23 protein-coding genes and 1 pseudogene are annotated in these 23,272 nt (G+C 71.3%); 10 read left to right on the top strand and 14 right to left on the bottom strand.

Annotated features, from left to right (window positions below; genetic code table 11):
- Positions 1 to 76 precede the first annotated feature (76 nt).
- On the bottom strand, positions 77 to 808 hold the full coding sequence (locus IEY86_RS16625; RefSeq protein ID WP_189132473.1) for a 3'-5' exonuclease: 732 nt from the start codon (positions 806 to 808) through the stop codon (positions 77 to 79).
- A 162-nt stretch (positions 809 to 970) separates the two neighbouring features.
- Here IEY86_RS16625 and IEY86_RS16620 point away from each other — a divergent pair, with 162 nt between their 5' ends.
- Positions 971 to 1,846, top strand: a complete 876-nt coding sequence (locus IEY86_RS16620) for a GNAT family N-acetyltransferase (protein ID WP_189132472.1) — start codon at positions 971 to 973, stop codon at positions 1,844 to 1,846.
- Between the two features lie 1,541 nt (positions 1,847 to 3,387).
- Here IEY86_RS16620 and IEY86_RS16615 read toward each other — a convergent pair.
- Positions 3,388 to 3,660: a glutaredoxin family protein gene (locus IEY86_RS16615; protein WP_189132471.1), complete on the bottom strand. Its 273-nt coding sequence runs from the start codon at positions 3,658 to 3,660 to the stop codon at positions 3,388 to 3,390.
- A gap of 93 nt (positions 3,661 to 3,753) precedes the next feature.
- Here IEY86_RS16615 and IEY86_RS16610 point away from each other — a divergent pair, with 93 nt between their 5' ends.
- The 3 genes from IEY86_RS16610 (at position 3,754) to IEY86_RS16600 (ending at position 7,429) form a co-directional block, all read left to right on the top strand.
- On the top strand, positions 3,754 to 4,665 hold the full coding sequence (locus IEY86_RS16610) for an HAD family hydrolase (protein ID WP_189132470.1): 912 nt from the start codon (positions 3,754 to 3,756) through the stop codon (positions 4,663 to 4,665).
- A 337-nt stretch (positions 4,666 to 5,002) separates the two neighbouring features.
- Complete coding sequence (locus IEY86_RS16605) at positions 5,003 to 5,812, top strand: ECF subfamily RNA polymerase sigma factor, BldN family (protein WP_189132469.1); 810 nt, start codon at positions 5,003 to 5,005, stop codon at positions 5,810 to 5,812.
- A 252-nt stretch (positions 5,813 to 6,064) separates the two neighbouring features.
- The gene (locus IEY86_RS16600; protein WP_189132468.1) at positions 6,065 to 7,429 is read left to right on the top strand and encodes a DUF5667 domain-containing protein; all 1,365 of its coding nucleotides are present in this window, start codon (positions 6,065 to 6,067) and stop codon (positions 7,427 to 7,429) included.
- 91 nt (positions 7,430 to 7,520) lie between these two features.
- On the opposite strand, the gene IEY86_RS16595 is transcribed toward IEY86_RS16600, so the two are convergent.
- From IEY86_RS16595 to IEY86_RS16560, 8 genes are all read right to left on the bottom strand, one after another.
- Positions 7,521 to 8,657 carry a lysophospholipid acyltransferase family protein gene (locus IEY86_RS16595; RefSeq protein WP_189132467.1) on the bottom strand — a complete coding sequence of 379 codons (1,137 nt, stop codon included), beginning with the start codon at positions 8,655 to 8,657 and terminating at the stop codon, positions 7,521 to 7,523.
- Positions 8,650 to 9,711 carry an NAD-dependent epimerase/dehydratase family protein gene (locus IEY86_RS16590; RefSeq protein ID WP_189132466.1) on the bottom strand — a complete coding sequence of 354 codons (1,062 nt, stop codon included), beginning with the start codon at positions 9,709 to 9,711 and terminating at the stop codon, positions 8,650 to 8,652. The genes IEY86_RS16595 and IEY86_RS16590 overlap by 8 nt, the downstream gene beginning before the upstream one ends.
- Positions 9,712 to 10,094: 383 nt before the next feature.
- Positions 10,095 to 10,193 (bottom strand): 30S ribosomal protein bS22, encoded by a 99-nt coding sequence (locus IEY86_RS16585; RefSeq protein ID WP_003948845.1) that lies wholly within the window; start codon positions 10,191 to 10,193, stop codon positions 10,095 to 10,097.
- Between the two features lie 152 nt (positions 10,194 to 10,345).
- The gene (locus IEY86_RS16580; RefSeq protein ID WP_189132465.1) at positions 10,346 to 10,555 is read right to left on the bottom strand and encodes a helix-turn-helix domain-containing protein; all 210 of its coding nucleotides are present in this window, start codon (positions 10,553 to 10,555) and stop codon (positions 10,346 to 10,348) included.
- A gap of 128 nt (positions 10,556 to 10,683) precedes the next feature.
- Positions 10,684 to 11,499 (bottom strand): phosphatase, encoded by an 816-nt coding sequence (locus tag IEY86_RS16575; RefSeq protein ID WP_189132464.1) that lies wholly within the window; start codon positions 11,497 to 11,499, stop codon positions 10,684 to 10,686.
- Between the two features lie 189 nt (positions 11,500 to 11,688).
- Entirely contained in the window at positions 11,689 to 12,861 is a 1,173-nt protein-coding gene (locus IEY86_RS16570) for an acetoin utilization protein AcuC (RefSeq protein ID WP_189132463.1), read from the bottom strand.
- Complete coding sequence (locus tag IEY86_RS16565; RefSeq protein WP_189132462.1) at positions 12,858 to 14,042, bottom strand: MFS transporter; 1,185 nt, start codon at positions 14,040 to 14,042, stop codon at positions 12,858 to 12,860. Before IEY86_RS16565 ends, IEY86_RS16570 begins: the two co-directional genes overlap by 4 nt.
- 51 nt (positions 14,043 to 14,093) lie before the next feature.
- Entirely contained in the window at positions 14,094 to 14,738 is a 645-nt protein-coding gene (locus IEY86_RS16560; RefSeq protein ID WP_189132461.1) for an HAD family hydrolase, read from the bottom strand.
- 87 nt (positions 14,739 to 14,825) lie between these two features.
- Here IEY86_RS16560 and IEY86_RS16555 point away from each other — a divergent pair, with 87 nt between their 5' ends.
- Complete coding sequence (locus tag IEY86_RS16555; RefSeq protein WP_308425147.1) at positions 14,826 to 16,835, top strand: S9 family peptidase; 2,010 nt, start codon at positions 14,826 to 14,828, stop codon at positions 16,833 to 16,835.
- A 52-nt stretch (positions 16,836 to 16,887) separates the two neighbouring features.
- Here the strand turns inward: IEY86_RS16555 and IEY86_RS16550 are convergent, their stop codons facing one another.
- Positions 16,888 to 17,655, bottom strand: coding sequence for an SDR family oxidoreductase (locus IEY86_RS16550; RefSeq protein WP_189132460.1), 768 nt, complete (start codon positions 17,653 to 17,655; stop codon positions 16,888 to 16,890).
- Between the two features lie 198 nt (positions 17,656 to 17,853).
- Here IEY86_RS16550 and IEY86_RS16545 point away from each other — a divergent pair, with 198 nt between their 5' ends.
- Positions 17,854 to 18,738 (top strand): helix-turn-helix transcriptional regulator, encoded by an 885-nt coding sequence (locus IEY86_RS16545; RefSeq protein WP_189132459.1) that lies wholly within the window; start codon positions 17,854 to 17,856, stop codon positions 18,736 to 18,738.
- A 126-nt stretch (positions 18,739 to 18,864) separates the two neighbouring features.
- Positions 18,865 to 18,969, top strand: a pseudogene (locus IEY86_RS16540) (tryptophan--tRNA ligase); the annotation flags it as partial.
- A 102-nt stretch (positions 18,970 to 19,071) separates the two neighbouring features.
- Here IEY86_RS16540 and IEY86_RS16535 read toward each other — a convergent pair.
- The 3 genes from IEY86_RS16535 to IEY86_RS16525 all read right to left on the bottom strand — a co-directional run bounded on the left by IEY86_RS16535 (position 19,072) and on the right by IEY86_RS16525 (position 21,685).
- A complete protein-coding gene (locus IEY86_RS16535; protein ID WP_189132458.1) occupies positions 19,072 to 19,764 on the bottom strand; it encodes an ester cyclase in 693 nt (230 codons plus the stop codon).
- Positions 19,765 to 19,935: 171 nt separating this feature from the next.
- Positions 19,936 to 20,748, bottom strand: coding sequence for a pyrroline-5-carboxylate reductase (gene proC / locus IEY86_RS16530; RefSeq protein ID WP_189132457.1), 813 nt, complete (start codon positions 20,746 to 20,748; stop codon positions 19,936 to 19,938).
- A gap of 7 nt (positions 20,749 to 20,755) precedes the next feature.
- Positions 20,756 to 21,685, bottom strand: coding sequence for a proline dehydrogenase family protein (locus IEY86_RS16525; protein WP_189132456.1), 930 nt, complete (start codon positions 21,683 to 21,685; stop codon positions 20,756 to 20,758).
- A 179-nt stretch (positions 21,686 to 21,864) separates the two neighbouring features.
- On the opposite strand from IEY86_RS16525, the gene IEY86_RS16520 reads away from it, so the two are divergent.
- The 3 genes from IEY86_RS16520 (at position 21,865) to IEY86_RS16510 (ending at position 23,219) form a co-directional block, all read left to right on the top strand.
- On the top strand, positions 21,865 to 22,320 hold the full coding sequence (locus tag IEY86_RS16520; protein WP_189132455.1) for a hypothetical protein: 456 nt from the start codon (positions 21,865 to 21,867) through the stop codon (positions 22,318 to 22,320).
- Positions 22,321 to 22,499: 179 nt separating this feature from the next.
- Positions 22,500 to 22,844, top strand: a complete 345-nt coding sequence (locus tag IEY86_RS16515; RefSeq protein ID WP_189132454.1) for an exonuclease/endonuclease/phosphatase family protein — start codon at positions 22,500 to 22,502, stop codon at positions 22,842 to 22,844.
- Between the two features lie 96 nt (positions 22,845 to 22,940).
- Positions 22,941 to 23,219, top strand: coding sequence for a MazG-like family protein (locus IEY86_RS16510; RefSeq protein WP_373287041.1), 279 nt, complete (start codon positions 22,941 to 22,943; stop codon positions 23,217 to 23,219).
- Positions 23,220 to 23,272 lie beyond the last annotated feature (53 nt).

Below are 23,272 nucleotides of genomic sequence, written 5' to 3'. Positions count from 1 at the left end.
TGTGCACTGAAGGCTATGCCTTTGTGAACGCGTGCACAAAGATGGTGTCCAAATTGTCCTAGGGAAGTGACGGGCATCACGCACTCCCTTTTCGGGCAACCGGCACCATGTGACTGCGCCACACGTTCCCCTTCAGGCCCCGTGCGTCACTCCTGTGCCACGTCCGCGGCACTCCGCCAGAGGCCATCACGGGCCATTGCAGCCCAACCGCCTCGAGCAGCACCTGATTCCATGCTCGCTCCTCGAGGCGGTCCCTCGCGGCGTAGTGCCCGAGAAGGGCCGCGGCGGCGTGGGCGTCGCCCAGCGCGGTGTGCTCGGCGTAGGCGGGCAGCCCGGCGGCGGCACAGCAGGCGCGCAGGGAGGGTGTGGCGAGCGCGGGGAGGTGGTCCGCGGCCAGGCGCATGGTGCACAGGGTGGGCACGTCGGGGAAGACGACGCCGAGGCGGGAGTACTCGCCGACGAGGAAGCCGCGGTCGCAGTTGACGTGGTGGCCGACGAGGACGCGGCCGTGCAGCAACCTGAGCAGGTAGGGGGCGATGTCGGCGAAAGCTGGGGCGCCCTCGGTGTCGTGCCCGGCGATGCCGTGGATGTGCGTGGGGCCGACGGGGCCCGCGGGGTCGAGGAGTGTGCTGAACTCGCCCTCCACGCGGCAATCGCGGTCGAGCAGCACGACGGCCACCTCCACGACACGATGACGCTTGGGGTTGGGACCGGTCGCCTCGAGGTCCACGACGGCGTACCCGGTGCCGCCCGTGCCGCTGACGGCGCGCCCGGCTCGTGGCGATCCCTGGAATCGCCCGGAGAGCACGTGTTCACACTCCTAACCAACGCCCCCCGGGTGGCACAAAACCCCTCGATGGTAAACGAACAATGGCGCCCCATAGAACGCCTGTGCCACATGTCGAACAAAGAGTGGGGAAACGTGCCTGAATCGGAAATCGCTCGCCGCGCGGCGCGGGCAGCCGCTTGGATGACCGTCGTGACCGAAGCCCCGCCTGCCCGGACCGAGATTCTGCGCCGCCTCGAGCGGTACTACGACGCGGTGCCGCGCTCCGCCGCGCGCACCGAACACATGGGCCCACTGGTCCTGTTCGTGCGCAACGGGGCGGGGTGGCCGTACTACGCCCGTCCGCGGCTGGCCGGGGAGCAGGGCGGGCCGACGACCGTGACGGGTCAGGACGTGCGGGCGGTGCGGGAGCGCCAGCGGGAACTGGCCATACCCGAGGCGTTCGAGTGGGTCGACGAGACGACGCCGTCGATGCGGTGGGCCGCGCGGGAGGCGGGGCTGCATGTCCATATGCACCCCCTGCTGGCGCTGGACCCCGAGGCGTTCACCCCGGTGTCGGCGCCGGAGGGGCCGGTGGAGATCCGGAGGGTGGAGGCCGACGCCGAGGACCTGGCGGTGATCCACAGTGTGCCGGTCGTGGCGTTCAGCACATCGGGGACGGAGCGGGGGTCGGCGGGGACCGCGGAGCGGGACCTGGCGGCGGTGGGAGAGCAGCCCGAGGCGATCGAGGCCCTTCGCGGGCGGCTGCGGGCCGGTCGAACGGTGATGTACGTGGCGTACGGGCCCCAGGGGCCGATCGCGGCGGGCAGCCACCAGCCGGTGGGCGACACGACGGAGATAGTGGGCGTGGGCACCCTCCCCGCCTACCGGCGGGGCGGTTTGGGAGCGGCCGTGACCTCGGCTCTGGCGCAGGACGCCCTGGCGGGCGGGGCGTCGTTGATCTTCTTGTCCGCCGACAGCGAGGCGGTGGCCCGCGTCTACGAAAGAGTCGGCTTCCGCCGCACCGCCACTGCGGGCATCGCGGAACCTCCCCCTCCCCCTACCCCACCGCAGGGGTAGGGGCCGCGCTTCCGCTCAAAGCCACGCTCCGCGCGGCGGCCCAGGGGTAGACCACCACTGAACTGACGGTCACGCTGCCGCGCGCCGGTGCGGTCTGCGCGCTGCCGCGCGAAGAACAAGGGCGCCAACGGCAGCGGTGAGAGTCCCCGAGCGGGCTGGGTTACGCCGCCGAGCGGCGGTCTGATCTGCGCGCTCCGCGCAGTGACCGGAGGCGCAGCGGCCGACTGCCACCGAACCAACGGTCACACCGCCGGGCACCGGTTCGGCGTGCGCCAACAGCAGCGGCGACAGCCCCGAGCGGGCTGGGTTACACCGCCGAGCGGCAGTCTGGTCCGCGCGCTCCGCGCAGTGACCGGAGGCGCAGCGGCCGACTGCCACCGAACCAACGGTCACACCGCCGGGCACCGGTTCGGCGTGCGCCAACAGCAGCGGCGACAGCCCCGAGCGGGCTGAGTTACACCGCCGGGCGCCGGTCTGGTCCGCGCGCTCCGCGCGACGGCCCGGGGCCAGCGGCTTCGCTACGGCAGACCACCGCTGAACTGACGGTCACGCCGCCGGGCACCGGGCCGCGTGCGCGCTACCGCGCGAAAGACAAAGGCGCCAACAGCAGCGGAGGGAGCCCCCGAGCGGGCTGGGTTACGCCGCCGGGCGCCGGTCTGGTCTGCGCGCTCCGCGCGGTGACCGGAGGCGCAGCGGCCGACTGCCACCGAACCAACGGTCACACCGCCGGGCACCGGTTCGGCGTGCGCCAACAGCAGCGGCGACAGCCCCGAGCGGGCTGGGTTACGCCGCCGGGCGCCGGTCTGGTCCGCGCGCTCCGCGCGACGGCCTGGGGCCAGCGGCTTCGCTACGGCAGACCACCGCTGAACTGACGGTCACGCCGCCGGGTACCGGGCCGCCTGCGCGCTACCGCGCGAAAGACAAAGGCGCCAACAGCAGCGGAGGGAGCCCCCGAGCGGGCTGGGTTACACCGCCGGGCGCCGGTCTGATCTGCGCGCTTCGCGCGGTGACCGGAGGCGCAGCGGCCGACTACCACCGAACTGACGGTCACACCGCCGAGCACCGGTTCCACCTGCGCGCTACCGCGCGAAAGACAAAAAGCGCCAACAGCAGCGGCGACAGCCCCGAGCGGGCTGGGTTACGCCGCCGAGCGGCGGTCTGGTCCGCGCGCTTCGCGCGGTGGGCGGTGGGGCTGCGGGTGCGGGCGTTTTCGTCTCCTCGCCGCATCCGCCCCCGGCGGGGGTATGTGGGTGCCGTTTTCGGAAAAGGTGGTGCAATGTCACATTCGTGCGGGGAGGTGCACGCGGGGGCGCTCAGCCCCAAGCTCACTACCAAGTTCAAAAGCGGCCCCCGTACCCCGGCTCGGGGCCGCGCCCCAGACCGCCGCCCGGCAGCGCGGGCCAGGCCGCCCGCACACTCACCGCTGCCGCTGGCGCCACTGATCCTTCGCGCGGCAGCGCGCATACCCCACCACCGCCCGGCGGTGCGACCGTCATCACAGCGGTGACCACATTTCCGCGCGTCGGCGCGCCCTGCGGTGCTTACGCGCCCAGGGCCTTGCGGAGGCGGGCTTCGTCCACTCGCCAGAAGTCGTGCTGCTTGCCGTCGATCAGTGTCACCGGGATCTGTTCCCAGTACTTCCGGTGGAGTTCCTCGTCCTTGGTGATGTCGAGTTCCTCCCACTCCACCCCCAACTCCGACGTCACCTTCTCCACCACCGCCCGTGCGGTGTCGCACAGATGGCAGTCCGGCTTGCCGATCAACGTCACGGTGTGGTCGGAGGGGGCCTTGCCCCGGCGCAGCAGTGGGCTCACAGGAACGATTGTGCAACGTCCGGACGCCCGGCGTTCACGAAGCGGAATCCTGCCTGCCTCAGTTGCGCCCCGCGGACTGGCTATGCTCGCCGCATGGCCGTGCTGCGAAGGCTCACCCCGGGAAAGCGGTCCGTCACCGAGCGGACCGTGCTGGCAGGCGAGGCTGCCGCCGAGGCGGCGGTGGCCGCCGCCCATGAGGGCGACAAGGACGAGTTCCCGGTCGCCGGTGACCCCTACGCCGCCGCGTTCTTCGATCTCGACAACACGGTGATGCAGGGCGCAGCGATCTTCCACCTCGGCCGAGGGCTGTACAAGCGGAGGTTCTTCCACAAGCGCGAGCTCGCCCGCTTCGCCTGGCAGCAGGCGTGGTTCCGGCTCGCCGGCTCGGAGAACGCCGGCCATATGCACGACGCGCGCGAGAGCGCGCTGTCCATCATCAAGGGCCACCGCGTCGAAGAGCTGATGGAGATCGGCGAGGACATCTTCGACGAGTACATGGCCGACCGGATCTGGCCCGGCACCCGTGCTCTGGCCCAGGCCCATCTCGACGCCGGCCAGCGGGTGTGGCTGGTGACGGCGGCCCCGGTCGAGACGGCGTCGATCATCGCCCGCCGTATGGGCCTCACCGGCGCCCTCGGCACCGTCTCGGAGTCCGTCAACGGCGTGTACACCGGCCGCCTCGTCGGCGAGCCCCTGCACGGCCCGGCGAAGGCGGAGGCCGTCAAGGCGCTGGCCGCCGCCGAGCATCTGGACCTGTCGCGCTGCGCCGCGTACAGCGACTCGGCGAACGACATCCCGATGCTCTCCCTCGTCGGCCATCCCTATGCCATCAACCCCGACTCGGCGCTGCGCAAGCACGCGCACACGCAGGGCTGGCGGCTGCGGGACTACCGAACGGGCCGCAAGGCGGCCAAGATCGGCATTCCGGCGGCGGCCGGAGTGGGCGCGGTGGCGGGCGGCGCGGTGGCGGCCGTGGCCATACAGCGGCGCAGACGCTGCCTGTGAAACGTGAACTTTTGATCGGTTGAACCGCGCAAGTAGGCGTGGCGGGTTTCTCGCCACCATCCCGCTGGCTGCTGGCTTGTTACTGCCGACCGGTCACAATTCATGCCGATTCCGCCCAAGATCGATCAAGAAGTGGTCAAATCGCATCTACTGCGCACTACTTGATCCGCCATCAATGCGTAAGCGTACGGACCCAACCGGCGATTTCGACAACTCGGTGTAGTCTCGCCTGTACGAAGCGTTATTCTCCTCTGACGCACGCCGGTACCCACCAGTCCCTACGACGGGTGAACGGTTCCGTACTGCACGTGATGGAAGTTCTGCCTCTGGGAGTCCCGTGTACCCACACGTCGGGGTTGACGCCTCAGGCCTGGCAACGCTGCGCGCACTGGTGCACCACCACCTGCGCGGTCTCGTCCCCGCGTTCGCCGAGCCGGCCTTCGCCTCCGCACATGTCCCCGCACCAATCTCCGCAGGCCCCGTCCTCACCTTGGCGAACCCGCCCGCGGGCGTAGCGCACCGCACCCGCACCACCTCCTCGTCATCGAGGGAGCAGCGCGGCAGCGGCCAGTCGGCCCGGCGGCCCGGGGCGGACAGCGACAGCAACCGGATGATGGATCTGGTCGAGCGCGCCCAGGCAGGCGAGGCCGAGGCGTTCGGGCAGCTCTACGACCAGTACTCCGACACGGTCTACCGGTACATCTACTACCGGGTGGGCGGCAGGGCGACCGCCGAGGACCTCACAAGCGAGACCTTTCTGCGCGCCCTGCGCCGCATCGGCACCTTCACCTGGCAGGGCCGCGACTTCGGCGCCTGGCTGGTCACCATCGCGCGCAACCTCGTGGCGGATCACTTCAAGTCGAGCCGTTTCCGCCTCGAGGTCACCACGGGCGAGATGCTGGACGCCAACGAGGTGGAGCGCAGCCCCGAGGAGTCGGTGCTGGAGTCGCTGTCGAACGCGGCGCTGCTCCAGGCGGTGCGCAAGCTCAACCCCCAGCAACAGGAGTGCGTGACGCTCCGGTTCCTCCAGGGGCTCTCGGTCGCCGAGACCGCCCGGATCATGGGCAAGAACGAGGGCGCGATCAAGACCCTCCAGTACCGGGCCGTGCGCACGCTCGCCCGGCTCCTGCCCGACGACGCACGGTGATCCGAGGTCCCCGATCCCTGTGAGGCACTTCACCGCGAAGCATCGCGAACTCCGCATTCCGGTCACATCATCATGCCTGCGTAACCCGAGTGGCACGGTGCTCGTTGCATGCAGTGCGGGCCCCGTCGGGGGGCCGAAAAGCTGTGCCGACGCACATTCGGGGATTCACTCGACCGGGTGCAGACGCAGAGGCTGTGCAACCCTTCGGCCATTGCTGGGAGTCGAAGGTGACGACGAGAGGAGGTGCCGCCCGTGATCGCCAATGCGACGGCACACCGGCGGGCGAACGCCTTCGCCCAGGCCCTTGACGCGCAGGCCGAGGTGCCCGACGCCATCGAGGGCGAGGCGGCAGGCGCTGGCTCGCCCGAGAAGGACCGGGCCGGCCGAGCCGATCCGACGCCGCGTGCCAAGGGACCGGCGCACGCGTCGGCCCATGGACCGGCGCAGTCCCGCGGCGCGCATGCCGCGGACCGCAACGCCGACGCGGCCCAGGAGCACATGCTCGCCCTGGCCAACGCGCTCGGCGGCCTGCCCTCCCCCGGGCTCGATCCGGAGGTGAAGACCGTCCAGCGGGCGCAGCTCGTGGCCGCCATGGAGGCGGCTTTCGCGGGCGGCACGCTCGATCCCGAGCAGGTCAGGGTCCCCGAGCAGCGCGGGGCCAAGGCGCACGGCAGTCATCGCGCGAGTCCCGCCCAGGCCCGGCTCAGCCGGTTCCGCCCGAGGACCCGCTGGGGCCGAAGGCTGGCCGTGAGCGGGCTCGCGGTGGGCGTGGCGGCAGGCGGCTTCACCGGGGCGGCCGTGGCCAGCTCCGACGCGCTGCCGGGCGACACGCTCTACGGCCTCAAACGCAGCATGGAGGACCTCCGCCTGAGCATGGCCGACGACGACACCGAGCGGGGCCAGGTCTATCTGGATCTGGCGTCGACGCGGCTGAAGGAGGCCCGCCGCCTGATGGAGCGCCGCAAGGCGGGCCCCTTGGACGCGGACCAGGTCAAGGATGTCCGCCGGGCGCTGTCCGTTATGCAGGAGGAGGCCGCGCAGGGGCACACCCTGCTGCGGGAGGCGTACCGCAGGAATGGCTCGCTGCAGCCCATCGAGGCACTGGCGGCGTTCTCGGACAAGCAGCGGGAGCACTGGTCGCAGCTCAGTCCGCAGCTGCCCGCCGAGCTGTCCCGGACCAAGCAGGGGGTCTCGTCGGTCCTTGACGCCATAGAGGATGAGGTCGGCCCGCTGCGGTCGCTCCTGCCCAAGCCGCAGGACGGCGGCAAGCGCAGCGGTGGGCGCCATGGTGTTCTGCCGGGCGGCAAGGGCGGCTCGCGGCACGACGGTTCCCATGCCCCGGGTTCGTCCTCGGCGGCTCCCGCACCGGGCACGGCGGACCGGCCGGGCACCGACTCCGCCAGCCCCAGGCCCTCGCAGGGGGACGGCGGCGGCCTCATCGGCGGTGGAGTGCTGGAGACTCCCTCCCCCAGCGGAAGCACGGGCTCGACGGGCGGCAAGGGCGGCGCCGTCACCGGTGTCCCGGGGCTGCCGGACAAGGAGGTCACTCTGCCTCCGCTCCTCCCGGACCTGCTCCCGGGCCTCGGACTCGCCCCGGAGGACAACCCCGACGACTGACCGGGCCGCGACCGGGCACACGGCGAAGGGCCGCACTCCGTCGGGAATGCGGCCCTTCGTGTTGTCACCGGCCGCTCGCAGCGCCGACCGCTCAGAAGAAGACCGACCGGCGCTGGACGAGCAGCTTGTACAGGGTGTGCTGGATGGTCTCGCGCACCTGGTCGGTGAGGTTGAACACCAGCATCGGGTCCTCGGCGGCCTCGGCCGGGTAGCCGTCCGTGGGGATGGGCTCGCCGAACTGGATGGTCCACTTCGTGGGGAGCGGCACGGCCCCCAGCGGCCCCAGCCAGGGGAACGTCGGCGTCACCGGGAAGTACGGGAAGCCGAGGAGGCGGGCGAGCGTACGGGCGTTGCCCACCATCGGGTAGATCTCCTCCGCGCCCACGATGGAGCACGGGACGATCGGCACCCCGGTGCGCAGCGCCGTGGAGACGAAGCCTCCGCGCCCGAAGCGCTGGAGCTTGTACCGCTCGGAGAACGGCTTGCCGAGTCCCTTGAACCCCTCCGGCATGACGCCGACCACTTCTCCGCGCTCCAGCAGGAGTTGGGCGTCCTCGGCGCAGGCGAGGGTGTGCCCGGCCTTGCGTGCCAGCTCATTGACCACGGGCAGGACGAAGACCAGGTCGGCGGCGAGCAGGCGCAGATGGCGGCCCTTGGGGTGGTGGTCGTGGACGGCGATCTGCGTCATGAGGGCGTCGAGCGGGAGCGTTCCCGAGTGGTTGGCGACGACGAGCGCTCCGCCGGTGTCGGGGATGTTCTCGACGCCTCGCACCTCGACCCGGAAGTAGTCCCGGAACAGCGGCCGCATGAGCGACATCAGGACCTGGTCGGTCAGTTCGCGGTCGTACCCGAACTCGTCGACCTCGTAGTCCCCGGTGACCCGGCGGCGCAGGAAGGCCAGGCCGTGCGCGACCTTGCGTTCCCAGGTGCCGCCGAGCAGCCGGTCCGCGGCGGCACCGAGGGCGTGGTTGAACGCCTCGGCGAGGCCCTCGGTGCGCTTCTCCGCGTCCGCGGCGATCTCGGCGGCCGTGGGCGGCCGCGGGGACTCCTGCGGCTGCTGGGCGTCGCCCGCTCCAGCCTGGGCGGGCAGAGGCTGCTCCGGCAGTGGCAGAGGGGCCAGTCCGCCGCCGGCGTCGGAGCGTTTGCGCCCGTTCCTGACCCTGGACGCCTTGGCCCCCCGCCGTCCGCGACCGTCTTCGTCGAACGGGATGACCTTCGCGTCAGCCATGGGCACTGTGCTCCTTGGGTTCGCTGGCGGGGGGAAGTACGGCGGCGAGCCGGTCGACGGCGCGGGCGACCTGGTCGGGCGGGAGCAGTCCCGGACCGTGGCTGCGCGCGAAGTCGCGGAACGCCTCGGGGGTGGTGTACCGGGGTGTGTATCCCAGTGTCTCTCGCATCTGCGTGGTGTCCACGATCCGGCCGTGGGTGAGCAGGCGGATCTGCTCGGGCGAGAAGTCGAGGATTCCCGCGGTGCGTACGAACTGCCCCAGCCAGGTGATGGCGGGCAGCAGGACGGGGACGGTGGGGCGGCCGAGGCGCCGGGAGCACTGCGACAGCAGCAGGACGCCGTCGCCCGCGACGTTGAACGTGCCGCTGTTGAGCGTCCCGCGGCGGGGCTCCACGGAGGCCAGGCGCAGCACGTCGATGACGTCGTCCTCGTGCACGAACTGCAGCCGCGGGTCGTATCCGAGGACGGTCGGCAGGACGGGCAGGGAGAGGTAGTCGGCCAGCGGTGTTCCGCCCTTGGGGCCGAGGATGTTGGCGAAGCGCAGCACGGCGACGGCGACGTCGGGGCGGCGGCGGGCGAAGCCGCGCACATAGCCCTCGACCTCGACGGCGTCCTTGGCGAAGCCTCCGGTCGGCAGGGCCTTGGGCAGCATCGTCTCGGTGAAGACCGCCGGGTCGCGGGGCGCGGAGCCGTAGACGCTGGTCGTGGACTTGACCACGAGGCGGCGCACGGTCGGGGACTTCTGGCAGGCGCCGAGCAGCTGCATGGTGCCGATGACGTTGGTCTCCTTGACCGAGGCCCGGCCTCCGGAGCCCAGCGGGGTGCCGGTGACGTCCATGTGGACGACGGTGTCGACGGAGTGCTCGGCGAGCACCTTGGCGATCATGGGGTGGCGGATGTCGGCGCGCACGAAGACGGCGCCGCCGAGGTCGTGCTCGGGTGGGACGGCGTCCACGCCGATGACCCGGTCCACTTCGGGCTCGCGCTTGATACGGCGTACGAACCGGCCACCGAGGTGGCGTGCGACTCCGGTGACGAGGACGACCTTGCCCAAAGCGCTGCCCCTTGTCTGCGGTGGTCTCTGCGTTGGACTCCCGGCGGCTCACCGTATCTGGTGGTTGTTGCTGCGGGGTGACTGCGTGCTGCGCGTTGAGGGCACCTTTGGCAGCACCTTTACGATCGGACCGTGCTGGACGGGTGCCGCTGAGGTGGTGATTCGGTGAGCTCCGGCTGGGCTTTCGAGTGGGTTGTCGGGGTGGTAGCCACGAATACCACGCCGCCCGCGAGCGCAAACCAGGTCCACGAAGCCCAGTGGCACCGACTCGGCGCACTGGAGTCAGCGGCACGGCTGCGGCACCAAAAGCACCGCTGCCCGCCGCCCCGCTCAGCCGATGATCGGCGGGGCAGGGTGGCGGGCAGAGGCTGGAAGCGTCGCGCCTACTTCTTGTTACGACGCTGAACGCGCGTGCGCTTGAGCAGCTTGCGGTGCTTCTTCTTGGCCATGCGCTTGCGGCGCTTCTTGATGACAGAGCCCACGACTACCCTCGCTCACTGGATACGTCCTGAGGCCGCGCTCATCGCGGCCCCAGATCACTCGGCGCGGGGCGTCCGAGCCCACACGACCTACGTCGGCTCAGCCTACCCGCCCGAATGCCGCGGTTGTAATCGAGGTCCCTGCCGGCCGTCGACTAGGCCGTGTCGGCTCCCACATAGGAGTCGCGCAGGTACGCATGGACCGCTTGTTCTGGGACCCGGAAGGACCTGCCCACCCGGATCGCCGGCAGATGACCGCTGTGTACCAGGCGGTACACGGTCATCTTGGACACTCGCATTACCGCGGCTACTTCGGCCACGGTCAGGAATACGACCTCGTTGAGAGGCCTCTCGCCAGAAGCCATGACACACCTGAACCTTCCGCACGTGACAGGCACCGGCTTCCCCTCCGGTGACACCTACACGCACGTGCGCTTCTTCCCAGAGTAGATGCGGGTGGTACTAGTGGGGAAGAGGAGCCACGATCGGTTGCCTACTGTGACAGACACGCCCGATTGAGTACATAACGAGTAAGCGGTCGGTAGTACGAAGACCGCACTGCGTCATCGAGCGGGACCGTGAGGAGCACTCTCCCCTCGGCCTCGCCGACGAACAGCGCGGGGTCGTTGGTGTCCGCGAGGCCAAGCGCGGCAAGGCCCAACTGACCTGCGCCGCACACCCATCCGTGGTCTCCGACGACCAGTCGGGGCAGTGGATCGCCGGCCTGCGCGGCGGCGCCGAGGGCCGCGCGGACCGGCAGGGGCGAGTGGTTGTGCGCGGGGGCGCTCGTGCCTGACCCGTGCGCCCCATCCGGTCGCACAAGTGCCACGGACCGTACGTACTCGAGTACATAGGGCCGCGCTCCACGGCCTGTCGGAAGCTCCAGGGGCAGCCCGCGGGCGGGGGTCAGCACCGGGCAGCCGGCCCGGGCAAGACCGGCGGCCACGGCGGCGTAGAAGCCGAGCAGCCGCTCGGGGTGTCCGGTGCCGAACAGGACCGGGACGCGGTCGGCGGCGGCGCGGGCGAGCCGGTCGGCGAAGGCGTCGAGCGCGGAGAGGGTCCGCTCGGGGTCGATCGTGTCCGGCCCGTGGCGGTGGGCCGGGTCGGGCGAGACGCCGCAGCGGTCCGCCATCAGCCGCAGCAGGCCGGGCACGTCCCAGAGGCGTTCCGGGTCGAGGCCGAGCAGGACGCGGGGATCGCCCGCGGCGAACAGGCGGTAGCTGAGCAGGTTCCGCTCGCGCGTGGTCGCCACCGGGCCCGCGATACGGGTGGCGACGAGATGCTCGCGCAACTGCTCCCTGCTGGGCACACGCCGATTGTGCGGCCAAAAGGGATGGTTGGGGGTGGAATCGCCGAAGAGGCGCCCATTGGGAGGGGGTTGGGACGGGGGCCGGGGTGACGCTCGCGGCGCCGCCTGCCACCGCGCTCGCGGCAAACGGCGGCTCTGCCGGCAACGGCGGCACTCGTCACGGCATCAGCCCGTCACAGCATCAGCCCGTCACGGCATCAGCCCGTGGTGCGGGAAGACGGCCCGGCGGGTGGCCAGCACCGCCTGGTCCAGCCGGTCCGCCGGGTCGTAGCCGCCGTCCTCGAACGAGCGCACATGCGGGGTGCGGCCGTCCGTCATCCGTCGCGGGGCGTCCTGGCGGGTACGGCGGTAGACCTCGTGCCGCCACTCGTCGGGGATCTCGGTGGCCGGGTCGATCGGCTCACCCGCCGCGACGGCCACCAGATGGGTCCAGGAGCGGGGTACGACGTCCACGACCGCGTAGCCGCCGCCCCCCAGCGCCACCCACCGGCCGTCGCTGTACCGGTGCGCCAGCTCGTGGCAGGACTCGGCCACCGCCCGCTGGGCGTCCAGGCTCACCGCGAGATGCGCCAGCGGGTCCTCGACATGGGTGTCGGCGCCGTGCTGGGTGACCAGCACCCGCGGGCGGAACGCCCCGATGAGCTCCGGCACGACCGCGTGGAAGGCGCGCAGCCAGCCGTCGTCGCCGGTCCCGGCGGGCAGGGCGACGTTGACGGCCGCGCCCTCGGCGTCCGGACCACCGGTCTCGTGCGGATACCCCGTCTGCGGGAAGAGGGTGTGCGGGTGCTCGTGCAGCGAGATGGTGAGCACCCTGGGGTCGTTCCAGAACGCGGTCTGCACCCCGTCGCCGTGGTGCACGTCCACGTCCACGTAGGCGACGCGCTCCGCCCCGGACTCCAGCAGCCGGGCGACGGCGAGGGCCGCGTCGTTGTAGACGCAGAAGCCGGAGGCGCGGTCGGGCATGGCGTGGTGCAGCCCGCCGGCGAAGTTCACGGCGTGGGCGTGGGTGCCGCGCCAGACGGTGTCGGCGGCGGCCACGGACTGCCCGGCGATCAGCGCGGACACCTCGTGCATGCCGTGGAAGGCCGGGTCGTCCTCCGTTCCGAGGCCGCGCCGCGGGTCGGCGCTGTCCGGGTCGGCGGAGGCGGCACGGACGGCACCGATGTAGTCACGGGTGTGGACGAGCCGCAGGGTCGACTCTCCGGCGGCGGGCGCCGCGGCGACCGTGGTCTGTTTGTCCAGGCCGAAGGACTCGACCAGGCGCATGGTCAGCGATAGGCGCACCGGGTCCATCGGGTGGCCGGGGCCGAAGTCGTACCCGGTCACGGCCTCGTCCCACATCAGCTTCGCCGCGCAAGTCATGCACGCAACGGTAGCCGCGTGGACTGCACCACGCCGAAGGGCCTGCCGAGGCAGAGGATGGCGAGCACGAGCAGCATCGGGACGACCAGGGCGGCACGGTACGACCAGGCGTCGCCTATCGCGCCGACGAGGGGGGAGCCGAGGAGCACGCCGACGTAGTTGAAGATGTTGAGGCGGGCCACCGCGGCGTCGGACTTCTCCGGCCGGATGCGGCCCGCGGCGGCGAAGGTCTGCGGGACGATCGCGCACAGGCCCAGGCCGAGGACGGTGAAGCCCGCGACCCCCAGCCACGCCCCGTTCGCGGTCGCGGTGACCGCCAGGCCGAGAGCGGACAGGACCGCGCCGGAGCGCACCACGGCGGCGGGTCCCCAGCGGCGTACGGCGAGGTCGCCGACGGAGCGGCCGGCCAGGGTGGCTACGAGGTAGGCGTTGTAGGGCACGGTGGCGACCTGCTCGGAGCTGTGCAGGACGTCCTCGAGGTACTTGGCGCTCCAGTTGGCGACGGTGGAGTCGGCGATGAACGCGATGGCCATCACCGCGCAGAGCGGGAGCAGGGGCTTCCAGGGGAAACGGGCCCCCGGCTCCTCCTCGGCGCTGCCCTCGACGGGCGGCTTGTCGGCGTACCAGCGGCTGGCGGTGAGCGCGGTGGGCACGGTCACGCAGGCCGTCGCCGCGAACAGCGCCATCAGGGAGTGGTTCCAGTGCGCCCCGGCCCACGCCAGGGAGGCGCCGGCGATGCCGCCGAGGCTGAAGGCGGCATGGAAGCCCAGCATGATGCTGCGGCCGTAGGCCTGCTGGAGTGCGACGCCCTGCATATTGGCGGTGGCGTCCACGGCCCCCAGGCAGAGGCCGAACACGAGCAGGGAGACCGCGAGTTCGGCCAGCGTGGAGCCCGCGCCCACGGCGATCAAGGACAGGCAGACGACCGGCTGCACCCAGCGCAGGACGTGCCGGAGCCCGAACCGCCTCGCCAGGGTCTCGGCGCTGACGCTGCCGGCTCCGGCCACGATCGGCACCACGGCGAGCAGCACGGTCAGCGCCCCGTCGCTGAGCCCGTACTGCCGTTGGAGCGCGGGAATCCGGGTGACCAGCACCGCGAACGAGGCGCCCTGCACGAGAAAGCACGCCAGCAGGGCGCCGCGCGCCTGCCGCAGCCGCAGCCGCGGCGTTGTGTCGACCATGGCGCAGAACGTACGGCCTGCGGGCTACCAATGGGTAGAGGAATGCGCCGCTCAGGCCAGGAGGGCGGGCAGCTCCGCGGGGTGCGCGTAGAGCGCGGTCGCCCCGTCCAGCCGCTCGACGGGGGTCATCGCGGTGTAGGCGTAGACGTCCATTCCCGCCGCCACGGCGGCGCGCACGCCCAGTGGGCTGTCCTCGACGACGGCGCAGCGCCGCGGCGCGGTGCTCATCGCCGCTGCCGCGTGGAGGAACAGATCGGGTGCGGGCTTGCCCCGGCCGACGTCCTGGGAGCTGAAGATGCGGTCCTCGCCGAACCGCTCGTACAGGCCGGTCCTGCGCAGGGCGACGCGGATGCGCTCATGGGTGCCGGAGGAGGCCAGGCAGTAGGGCACGTCGTCGGCGGCCAGCTTGTCCAGGACGTCCACGATGCCCTCGACGGGCAGGAGTTCGCGGTTGAAGGCCTCGAAGGTGCGGATGTGCAGGGTTTCATCGAAGTGCGCCGGGAGAGTGCGCCCCGAGCGCTCCCTTATGAGGTCGTGGACGCGGTGAACGGCCGAGCCCATGTAGTCGCGTAGGGAGTCCTGGTAGGTGGTCGGGTGGCCCAGCTCGGTGAGGTAGTCCGAGAGGATCCGGTTCGCGATCGGTTCGCTATCAACAAGGACACCATCGTTGTCAAAAATGACCAGGTCGTACCGCATGGGGCAACTCTAGGCGGTCTTGTTGTGCCGCTCTCGGGCCGGTAAATGGTCTACCTGTTGCGAGAACCTACCGGCAGGATGATGACCATGGCTGATGCGACCGCGTTCCACGACCTTTCCGCGTTCGTCGCCCTTCCCCGCATCGCGGGCCTGGCGCTGTCCCCGGACGGGACCCGACTGATCACCAGCGCGGCTGAGCTGTCCCGGGACGGGACCCGCTACGTCCCCGCCCTGTGGGAGGTGGATCCGGCCGGGGAACGCGAGGCCGTCCGCCTGACCCGCTCCGAAAGCGGCGAGAGTGCTCCCGCGTTCGCACCCGACGGCTCGCTGCTGTTCCTGTCCGAGCGCGCGGTGCCGGACTCCGCCGAGGACGACAAGGACCGCGAGGAGCCGGCCATCTGGCGGCTCCCGGTGCGCGGTGAGGCCGAGCGGGTGCTGACGCGGGCGGGCGGCATCGGCGGTTTCGCCGTGGCCGAGTCCTCGGGCCACATCGCCTTCGCGGCCTCGCTTCTGACGGCGGCCCAGGACTCCGAGGACGACGCCAGGCGGCGCGAGGCGCGCGAGAAGGCCAAGGTCTCCGCGATCCTGCACGACTCCGGACCGGTCCGGTACTGGGATGTCGACCTCGGCCCCGGCGTCCCGCACGTGTTCGTCGCCCGGCCCGGCGCGGACAGCGCCGGCGCCCCCGTGGACGCCGGGGCGCGCGGCCAGATCGCCGAGGGCATCGCGGCCTCCCCGGACGGCTCGCTGATCGCCTACACCGCCTACGTCGGCCAGTTGCCGCAGGACAAGGGCATGGCGGTGGTGATCGCCGACGCCTCCAGCGGCAAGCGGCTGCACGTCCTGGAGTCGCCGGACCACGAGTTCTCCGAGCCGGCGTTCACCCCCGACGGGCGGGCGGTGGTGTGCCTGCGCTTCACCCGGCCCACCTGGGAGGCCTCGGGCAACTGCACCCTGTGGCGGTTCGGCCTCGGCGATTGCGAGGGCTCCGGGCGGGATCTGACACCGGACTTCGACCAGTGGCCCACCCGCCCGGTCGTCGCCCGCACCGGGGAGGTGTTCTTCACCGCCGACGAATTCGGCCACAGCCCGGTGTTCCGGCTCTCCCCCGACGGGGAGGTGACCCGGCTGACCGCGTCCGGGGCGTACGGCGACGTCGTGGTCTCGGCCGACGGCGGGTCGGTGTACGCGCTGCGCAACACCGTCGACTCCCCGCCCGTCCCCGTGCGCCTGCGGGCCGACGCCGGCGACCAGGAGCCGGTGCGGCTGAAGGCCCCCGGCGCGGACGTCGAACTGCCGGGCACGCTCACCGAGGTCCACACGACGGCCGACGACGGCGCCGCGCTGCGCGGCTGGCTCGTCCTTCCCGACGCAGCGGCGGCGGACCGGCCCGCCCCGCTGCTCGTGTTCGTCCACGGCGGCCCGCAGACCAGCTGGAACTCCTGGCACTGGCGGTGGAACCCGTGGAACGCCGCCGCCCGCGGCTACGCCGTCCTCATGCCCGACCCGGCGCTGTCCACCGGGTACGGCCAGCACCACCACCAGCGCGGCTGGAGCGGCTGGGGCCAGCAGCCGTACCGCGATGTGATGGCGCTGACCGACGCGACCGTGGCCCGCGACGACATCGACGAGGCCAGGACGGGACTGCTCGGCGGCTCCTACGGCGGGTACATGGCCAACTGGGTCGCGGGCCAGACCGACCGCTTCCGCGCGATCGTCTCGCACGCCAGCCTGTGGAACCTCCCCGGGTTCGCCGGTGACACCGACAGCCCCGCACACTTCACCCGGATCTTCGGCGACCCCCTGGAGCGCACCGAGCGGTACGAGGAGAACTCCCCGCACCTGCACGCCAAGAAGATCTCCACCCCGATGCTGGTGATCCACGGCGCCCGGGACTACCGGGTCCCGGTCGGCGAGGCGATGGCGCTGTGGCACGACCTGCTGCGCTTCGAGGTACCGGCGAAGTACCTGTACTTCCCCGACGAGAACCACTGGATCCTGTCCCCGAACAATGCCAAGGTCTGGTACGAGACGGTCCTGAACTTCGTGGACCACCACGTCCTGGACAAGGAGTGGGTGCGTCCCGCGCTGCTGTAGCGGCAGGCCTGCTGGGGCGCTCTGCGGGAAGCCGTGCGGGAACCGTGCGGGATCAGGCCTGCCGGGTCGGCAGGGCCACCAGCTGGCGGTAGTTGACGTGCTTGGGGCGGCTCGCGGTGAAGGCGATGAGCTCCGCGATGTCGTCCGGGACCAGGGCGTTCATGGTCTCGAACCAGGTGTAGAGCTCGTCGCGCAGCCCTCCGTCGGCGGTGACGTGCTCACGCAGCTCGGTGGTCACCAGGCCGGGTTCGACATTGGTCACCCGTACGTCCTTGGGGCCGAGTTCGGTGCGCAGGTTGGCCGCGAGCGAGGTCACGGCGGCCTTGGTGGCGCAGTAGACGGCGTAGTTGGGGAACGTCATGTGCGCCGCGATGGAGGAGACGGTGAACAGGTCGGCCGCGCGGTCACCGTCCGCCGCAGCCTCCACGAGCTGCGGAAGGAAGGCGCGCACGGTGGCGAGCAGTCCGGTGACATTGACGTCGATCATGCTCTTCCACTCGTCGGCGTGCCCCTCCTCGATGGGGTGGGGAAGCATCACACCTGCGTTGGCGACGACGAGGTCCACAGCTCCGAACGCCTCGCCGACCCGGCGGGCGCCCTCGTCCACGGCCGCCGGGTCGGCGACGTCCACGGCGAAGGAGGCGGCCTGACCTCCGGCGGCGTTGATCTTCCCGGCGAGCTCGTCGAGCCGGTCGGCCCTGCGGGCCCACAGGGCGACCCGGGCGCCGTGCTCGGCGAGCAGCCGCGCGGTGGCCGCGCCGATGCCGCTGGAGGCGCCGGTGACCAGTGCGGTGCGGCCGGTGAGGTTGGTGTCGATCATTTTCGGTCGGCTCCCTGCTGGTGTCGTTGCCGACGGGTGTGTCCGCCGGTCGTCAACGAGCCTGGTGCCGCGTCCGCCGCCTACCCAGGGTGCCGTCGAACCCGGGACCGCCGTGCCCGGGACCACCGTGCCTGGGACCACCGTGCCTGGTACAGCCAGGACCAGGCACCGGCTCCGGGGGCGGCCGATACTGGGGCCATGGACAGACGTGCGGAACTGGGCGACTTCCTTCGGTCGCGCAGAGCGCGCCTGAAGCCCGAGGACGTCGGGCTCACGGCGTACGGCAACCGCCGGCGGGTGCCGGGGCTGCGGCGGGAGGAACTGGCGCAGCTCGCGGGTGTGAGCGTGGACTACTACATCCGCCTGGAGCAGGGCCGGGGCCAGAACGTCTCCGAAGAGGTGCTCGACGCCGTCGGCCGGGCGCTGGCCCTGGACGCGGACGAGCACGAGCACCTTCGCCATCTCGCCCGCCCGGCCAGGGGCAAGCGGCGTCCGGCGCCGCGCCCGCAGCGGGTGCGGCCCACGTTGGAGCATCTGCTGGCCGCCATGGAGGGCGTCCCGGCGTTCGTCCTGGGCCGCAGGATGGACGTCCTCGCCTGGAACCGCATGGCGGTCGCCGTGCTCGGCGTCGACTTCGCCGAACTGCCGCGCGAGCAGCGCAACATGGTGCGCCATGCCTTCCTCGACGGCGCCGCCGCGGACTTCTACGTGGACTGGGAGAAGGCGGCACGCGACACGGTCGCGTGCCTGCGTATGGAGGCCGGGCGCTACCCGGACGATCCCCAGCTCGCCGCCCTGGTGGGGGAGCTGTCGGTCAAGAGCGAGCACTTCAGCAGGCTGTGGGCGGGCCAGGAGGTCCGCGAGAAGACGCACGGGTCCAAGCGCATGAACCACCCCGTGGTCGGTGAGCTCACGCTCCAGTTCGAGACCTTCCGCCTCGCCGACGACCCCGACCAGGCGCTGTGCACGTACACGGCGGAGCCGGGCTCCCCCTCCGAGACGGCGCTGAAACTGCTGGCGACGCTCGCCTGCGAGCCCTCGCGCGCTTGGTACGCCGACGAGCGTGCGCATGAACACCGGTAAGTGGTGGGCCGCCTGACGGCGGCGCCCATCGACGCACCCGTTTTTCGGCCCCCGCCTCGGGGGCCGTTCCCGTATCCGGAGCCCGGTCCTGCGCAGGCGGCGGTCCCGGCGCAGGAGAACGGGAACATGGCACGCGTCTTCAGTGGGATCAAGCCGACCGGTCATCCGGCCCTGGGCAACCACCTGGGCGCGGTGCGGCGGTGGGCCGAGGAGGAACAGCACCGCGCCGACCGGGCGATCGGGCTGCTGCCGCCGGCGTGAAGGGCGCCGGGCGGGTTGGGAGTCCGGCCTTGACCGGGCCGAGCCCCGGCCAGGCCGACCGTCACCGCGGCATTACAGGTCGACCGCGCCGAGCTGGCGCAGCAGGCCGAGCGTGTCGAAGTTCCACCAGGCTTCCGCGATCCTCCCGTCGCGGAAGCTGTGGACCGTCTGACCGGTCATCATGACCTCCTTGCCGGTGGGCGCCGTGCCCATGAACTCACCCCGGTGGGTCGCCCGCCAGGTCCACCGCGTGGACACCCGGTTCCCCTCGGCGGTCTGGTCCTCGACCGTGGCCCGGAAGTCGAACGCCGCACGGTACATGGCGACCCGGTCGCTGACGGCCCGCACTCCGACGAGGTCCTCCTCGCTGGTGGGGTCGTGGTCGCGGCAGTCGTCGGTCAGGATCTCGGGCAGCGCGTCGAGGTCTCCCGCGCTCGCGGCCTCGAAGAAACGCCGGGCGGTGGCCTTGTTGAGCTGTTCGTCCCTGACGACGTCGAGGTTGGTGAAGGTGGGCGGCTCGACGCACAGCGCCACCATCTCCTCGAAGACGCGGTTGGTCTCGGGCATCCGCGAGTTCCGCATCGCGTCCTCGTAGGACGGGAACTCGACGATCTCCACGAAGTGGTCGTCGGCGGCCCGGTCCCGTCCGACCATGGAGTGGGTGGCGGTCCTTCTGCCCTGCGTCGTCTCCACCCAGGTGTCCATGATCTTGTCGAGCTCGTCGGCCCTGTCGGTCTTGCAGTCGATGATCTGCACGAATGTCATCACACGCCTCCCGGAATCGTCCTCCGGCAGCGCGGGATCGGAAAAACTGCCGGATTTACGGCTTACTTCCAGGTTAGATCTTGATCGCCCACCGGACATCGGGAGGCACGAGGCGGCAGGGAACAGGCCCCGACCGGGACCTCGTGGCGGCCTCGTGGTGGCCTCGTGGCGTCAGTTGCTGTTGCCGGAGGCCAGCTCCCGGCTGCGGTCGCGGGCGGCCTCCAGCGCGGCCAGCAGGGCGGCGCGGACACCGTGGTTCTCCAGCTCGCGGATGGCGTTGATCGTGGTTCCGGCCGGGGAGGTGACCGCCTCACGGAGCTTGACCGGGTGCTCGCCGGAGTCGCGGAGCATCACGGCGGCGCCGATGGCGGCCTGCACGATCAGATCGTGCGCCTGGGCGCGGGGCAGGCCGAGCAGGATGCCCGCGTCCGTCATGGCCTCGACCAGGTAGTAGAAGTACGCCGGCCCGGAGCCGGACAGGGCCGTCGCCGCGTCCTGCTGGGTCTCGGGGACGCGGATGGACTTCCCGACCGCGTTGAAGATCTCCTCCGCGTGCGCCAGGTGCGCCTCGGTGGCGTGGGTGCCGCCGGAGATCACGCTCATGGCCTCGTCGACCAGCGCGGGAGTGTTGGTCATCACCCGCACCACCGGGATGCCGTCGGCCAGGCGCTGCTCGATGTAGGCGGTGGGGATGCCCGCCGCGCCCGAGATCACCAGGCGCTCGGCGGGCACATGCGGCGCCAGCTCGTCGAGCAGGGCCCCCATGTCCTGGGGCTTGACGGTGAGGATGAGCGTGTCGGCGGTCTTGGCCGCCTCCGCGTTGGAGACCGCCTCCACGCCGTAACGGGTGCGCAGCTCGGCCGCCCGCTCGGACCGGCGCGCGGTCACGACCAGGTCGGACGGGCTGAAGCCCGCCCTGATCATGCCGGAGAGCAGAGCCTCGCCGATCTTGCCGGTACCGAGAACCGCGACTCGCTGAGTCATGGAAGAGTCACCCCTTGCTGAGCACAGAACGCACGAAGAACGCCACATTGGCAGGGCGCTCCGCCAGGCGCCGCATGAAATATCCGTACCACTGGTCGCCATACGGGACGTAGACGCGCACTCTCTCCCCGGCGGAGGCGAGGCGGCGCTGCTCGTCCGGGCGGATGCCGTACAGCATCTGGTATTCGTAGCAGTCCCGCGACCTGCCGTGGCGGACGGCGAGAGCGCCCGCGATCTCGATCATCCGGGGGTCGTGGGTGGCGACCATGGGATACCCGTCGCCGGACATCAGCGTCCTGAGGCAGCGCACGTAGGCCAGGTCCACCTCGTGCCGGGCCTGGAATCCGGCGTACTCGGGGACGTTGTAGGCGCCCTTGCACAGCCGCACCCGCGAACCCGCCGTGGCCAGCTCCCGGCAGTCGGCCTCGGTACGGTGCAGGGCGGCCTGGAGGACCACGCCCAGCGAGGGGAAGTCCCGGCGCAGCTCACGGGCGATGGCGAGGGTGGAGGGGGTGGTGGTGTGCTCCTCCATGTCGAGGGTCACCGTCGTGCCGACCACCGCGGCCGCCTCGCAGATCGCCAGGGCGTTGTCCTGGGCGATCTTCTCCCCGTCCCGGGGCAGGAACTGCCCGACCGCTGAGAGCTTGAGCGAAACCTCGGCACCATGGCTGAGCCCCTCGTCGGCCAGGCGGCTCAGCAGCGTCGTGTAGGCGTCGCGGGTGGCCGCGGCCCGCTCCCGGTCGCGGGTGTCCTCGCCGAGGTGGTCGAGGGTGACCGAGAGCCCCTGGGACAGCAGCCGGGCGGTGGCCGCCAGCGCCGGCCCGGCGTCCTCGCCCGCGATGAAGCGGTCGACGACACCGCGTGAGACGGGGGCGTTCTCGACGACCCTCTTGACCGCGTCGTGGTGGGATGCGGCGAGGAGCATCTGGCGGAGCACGCGCGGTCCTTTCCTCGGGCCTTTCCCCCACAGCGTAAGGCCCAGCTCAGCCGCCTGAGGGAGGCGGGGCTGGCGGGGAGCGCAGAGGTGGACAGAGGTGGGAAAGGGGGGCTGTCCCCACCTTGGATCCGGGACCTGTCCCCATGGTGCGGCCGGTGCGGTGGGAGCACTCTTGGGCCATGAGGCGTTCTTCCGATGTATCGCGGACCGAGAAGCGGCAGCTCGCCGTGGCCTCGGCGACTCTTGGCCCGTGGCGGACGGCCACGGCGGTCGGTGCGGTGGGCGGCGCTGTGGCGCTGGCCCTGGACACCCTCGGCGGCGATTTCGGCCTCGGCGTGCTCGCCGGGTCGCTGTCGTTCGCCCTCATGCTCTTCTTCCTCGTCGGCGGAGTGGGCTCCGTCCTGGGGAAGGGGGGCGACCGCTCGAACCGGCGCATCCGCGACTGGGCGGCCGAGCACCCCTGGCAGGTGGCATCGGTCCCGGCGGCGCTGCTGTTCGCCGGCGATGTGGTGATGCGCCGGATACTCACCGGCGAGACCTTCTTCGCCAGCCTCTGGGACGGCCTGTGGCGCGGCGCTCTCGTGGCCGCCGTCGTCGGCGTGACCGGCTCGTTCTCCCGCTCAAGAAGACCCTGACGGCGGGGGAACGGGACGGGGCAACGGGCGGGCGGTGCGACGGCCCCGACGTGGTAGCCGCCGGGGCCGTCCGTGGTGCCGCAAGTACGCCATCGTCCAAATCATCGGCGAGAACTTCCGCCGCAGTCAGCCATCGGACCGCCTCGGCGTCGTTCCTGGCCTCGGCATGCAGCCAACCGATGAACTGGACCCAGCCCCGGTATCCGTTCTTCCGGCCGTTCGAGTACGACTTTCACCGGTGGCTGGGGGAGGCCGGATACCGCGACGCCTTTCGGCTACTGCACCCCGCGGCCGCCGAATACTCCTGGGTGGGCCGCACCGGGGATGGCTACCGCTACGATCACGCGTTCGTCTCCGGTGCTCTGGAGAGGGAGACCGGAGGGTGCGCGTACGTCCACGAACCACGCACGCAGACGCGGCTCACCGACCACTCCGGGCTGTCTCTGCAACTCTCGCTGCCGGGCGCACAACCGTTGCTAGTCTCCAATCCGACCGCCGCGCCGGAGCCGGACACGTTGTTCTAGGCATTGCCGCTCCGTACGGCGTTCCTGACACGCAGGACCGACACACGGAGCAGCGCGAGCATCGACCAGAGCAACTGGGGCACCATTGACCGACTCGTGGGGTGGCTTGACTCCGAAAGCCCGGTGGCCCCGGAAGTCGCGCGTCTCCTGCGCGTCCTGAAGATCAACGGGGAAGCCGGAGAAGTCGCCGAAGCTGTCCACGGCGTGATGGGGTCAAATCCCCGTAAGGGCGCGAGCCACACGTGGGAGGACGTGCAGGAGGAGTTGTGCGACGTCATCCTGACAGCCATGGTCGCGTTGGCGACGTTGACCCCGGATGCACAGAAGGTCTTCGAGGAGCGTCTTTCTCACATCGCCGAACGTTCTTTGACCTGACGCGGAGGACGGCCCCGGAAAACAACCCCGGCCGTCCTCGACGGACAACCCAA

It is taken from the genome of Wenjunlia tyrosinilytica (assembly GCF_014646055.1).
Taxonomy (GTDB): domain Bacteria; phylum Actinomycetota; class Actinomycetes; order Streptomycetales; family Streptomycetaceae; genus Wenjunlia; species Wenjunlia tyrosinilytica.
This window is presented reverse-complemented; position numbering and strand designations above follow the sequence as displayed.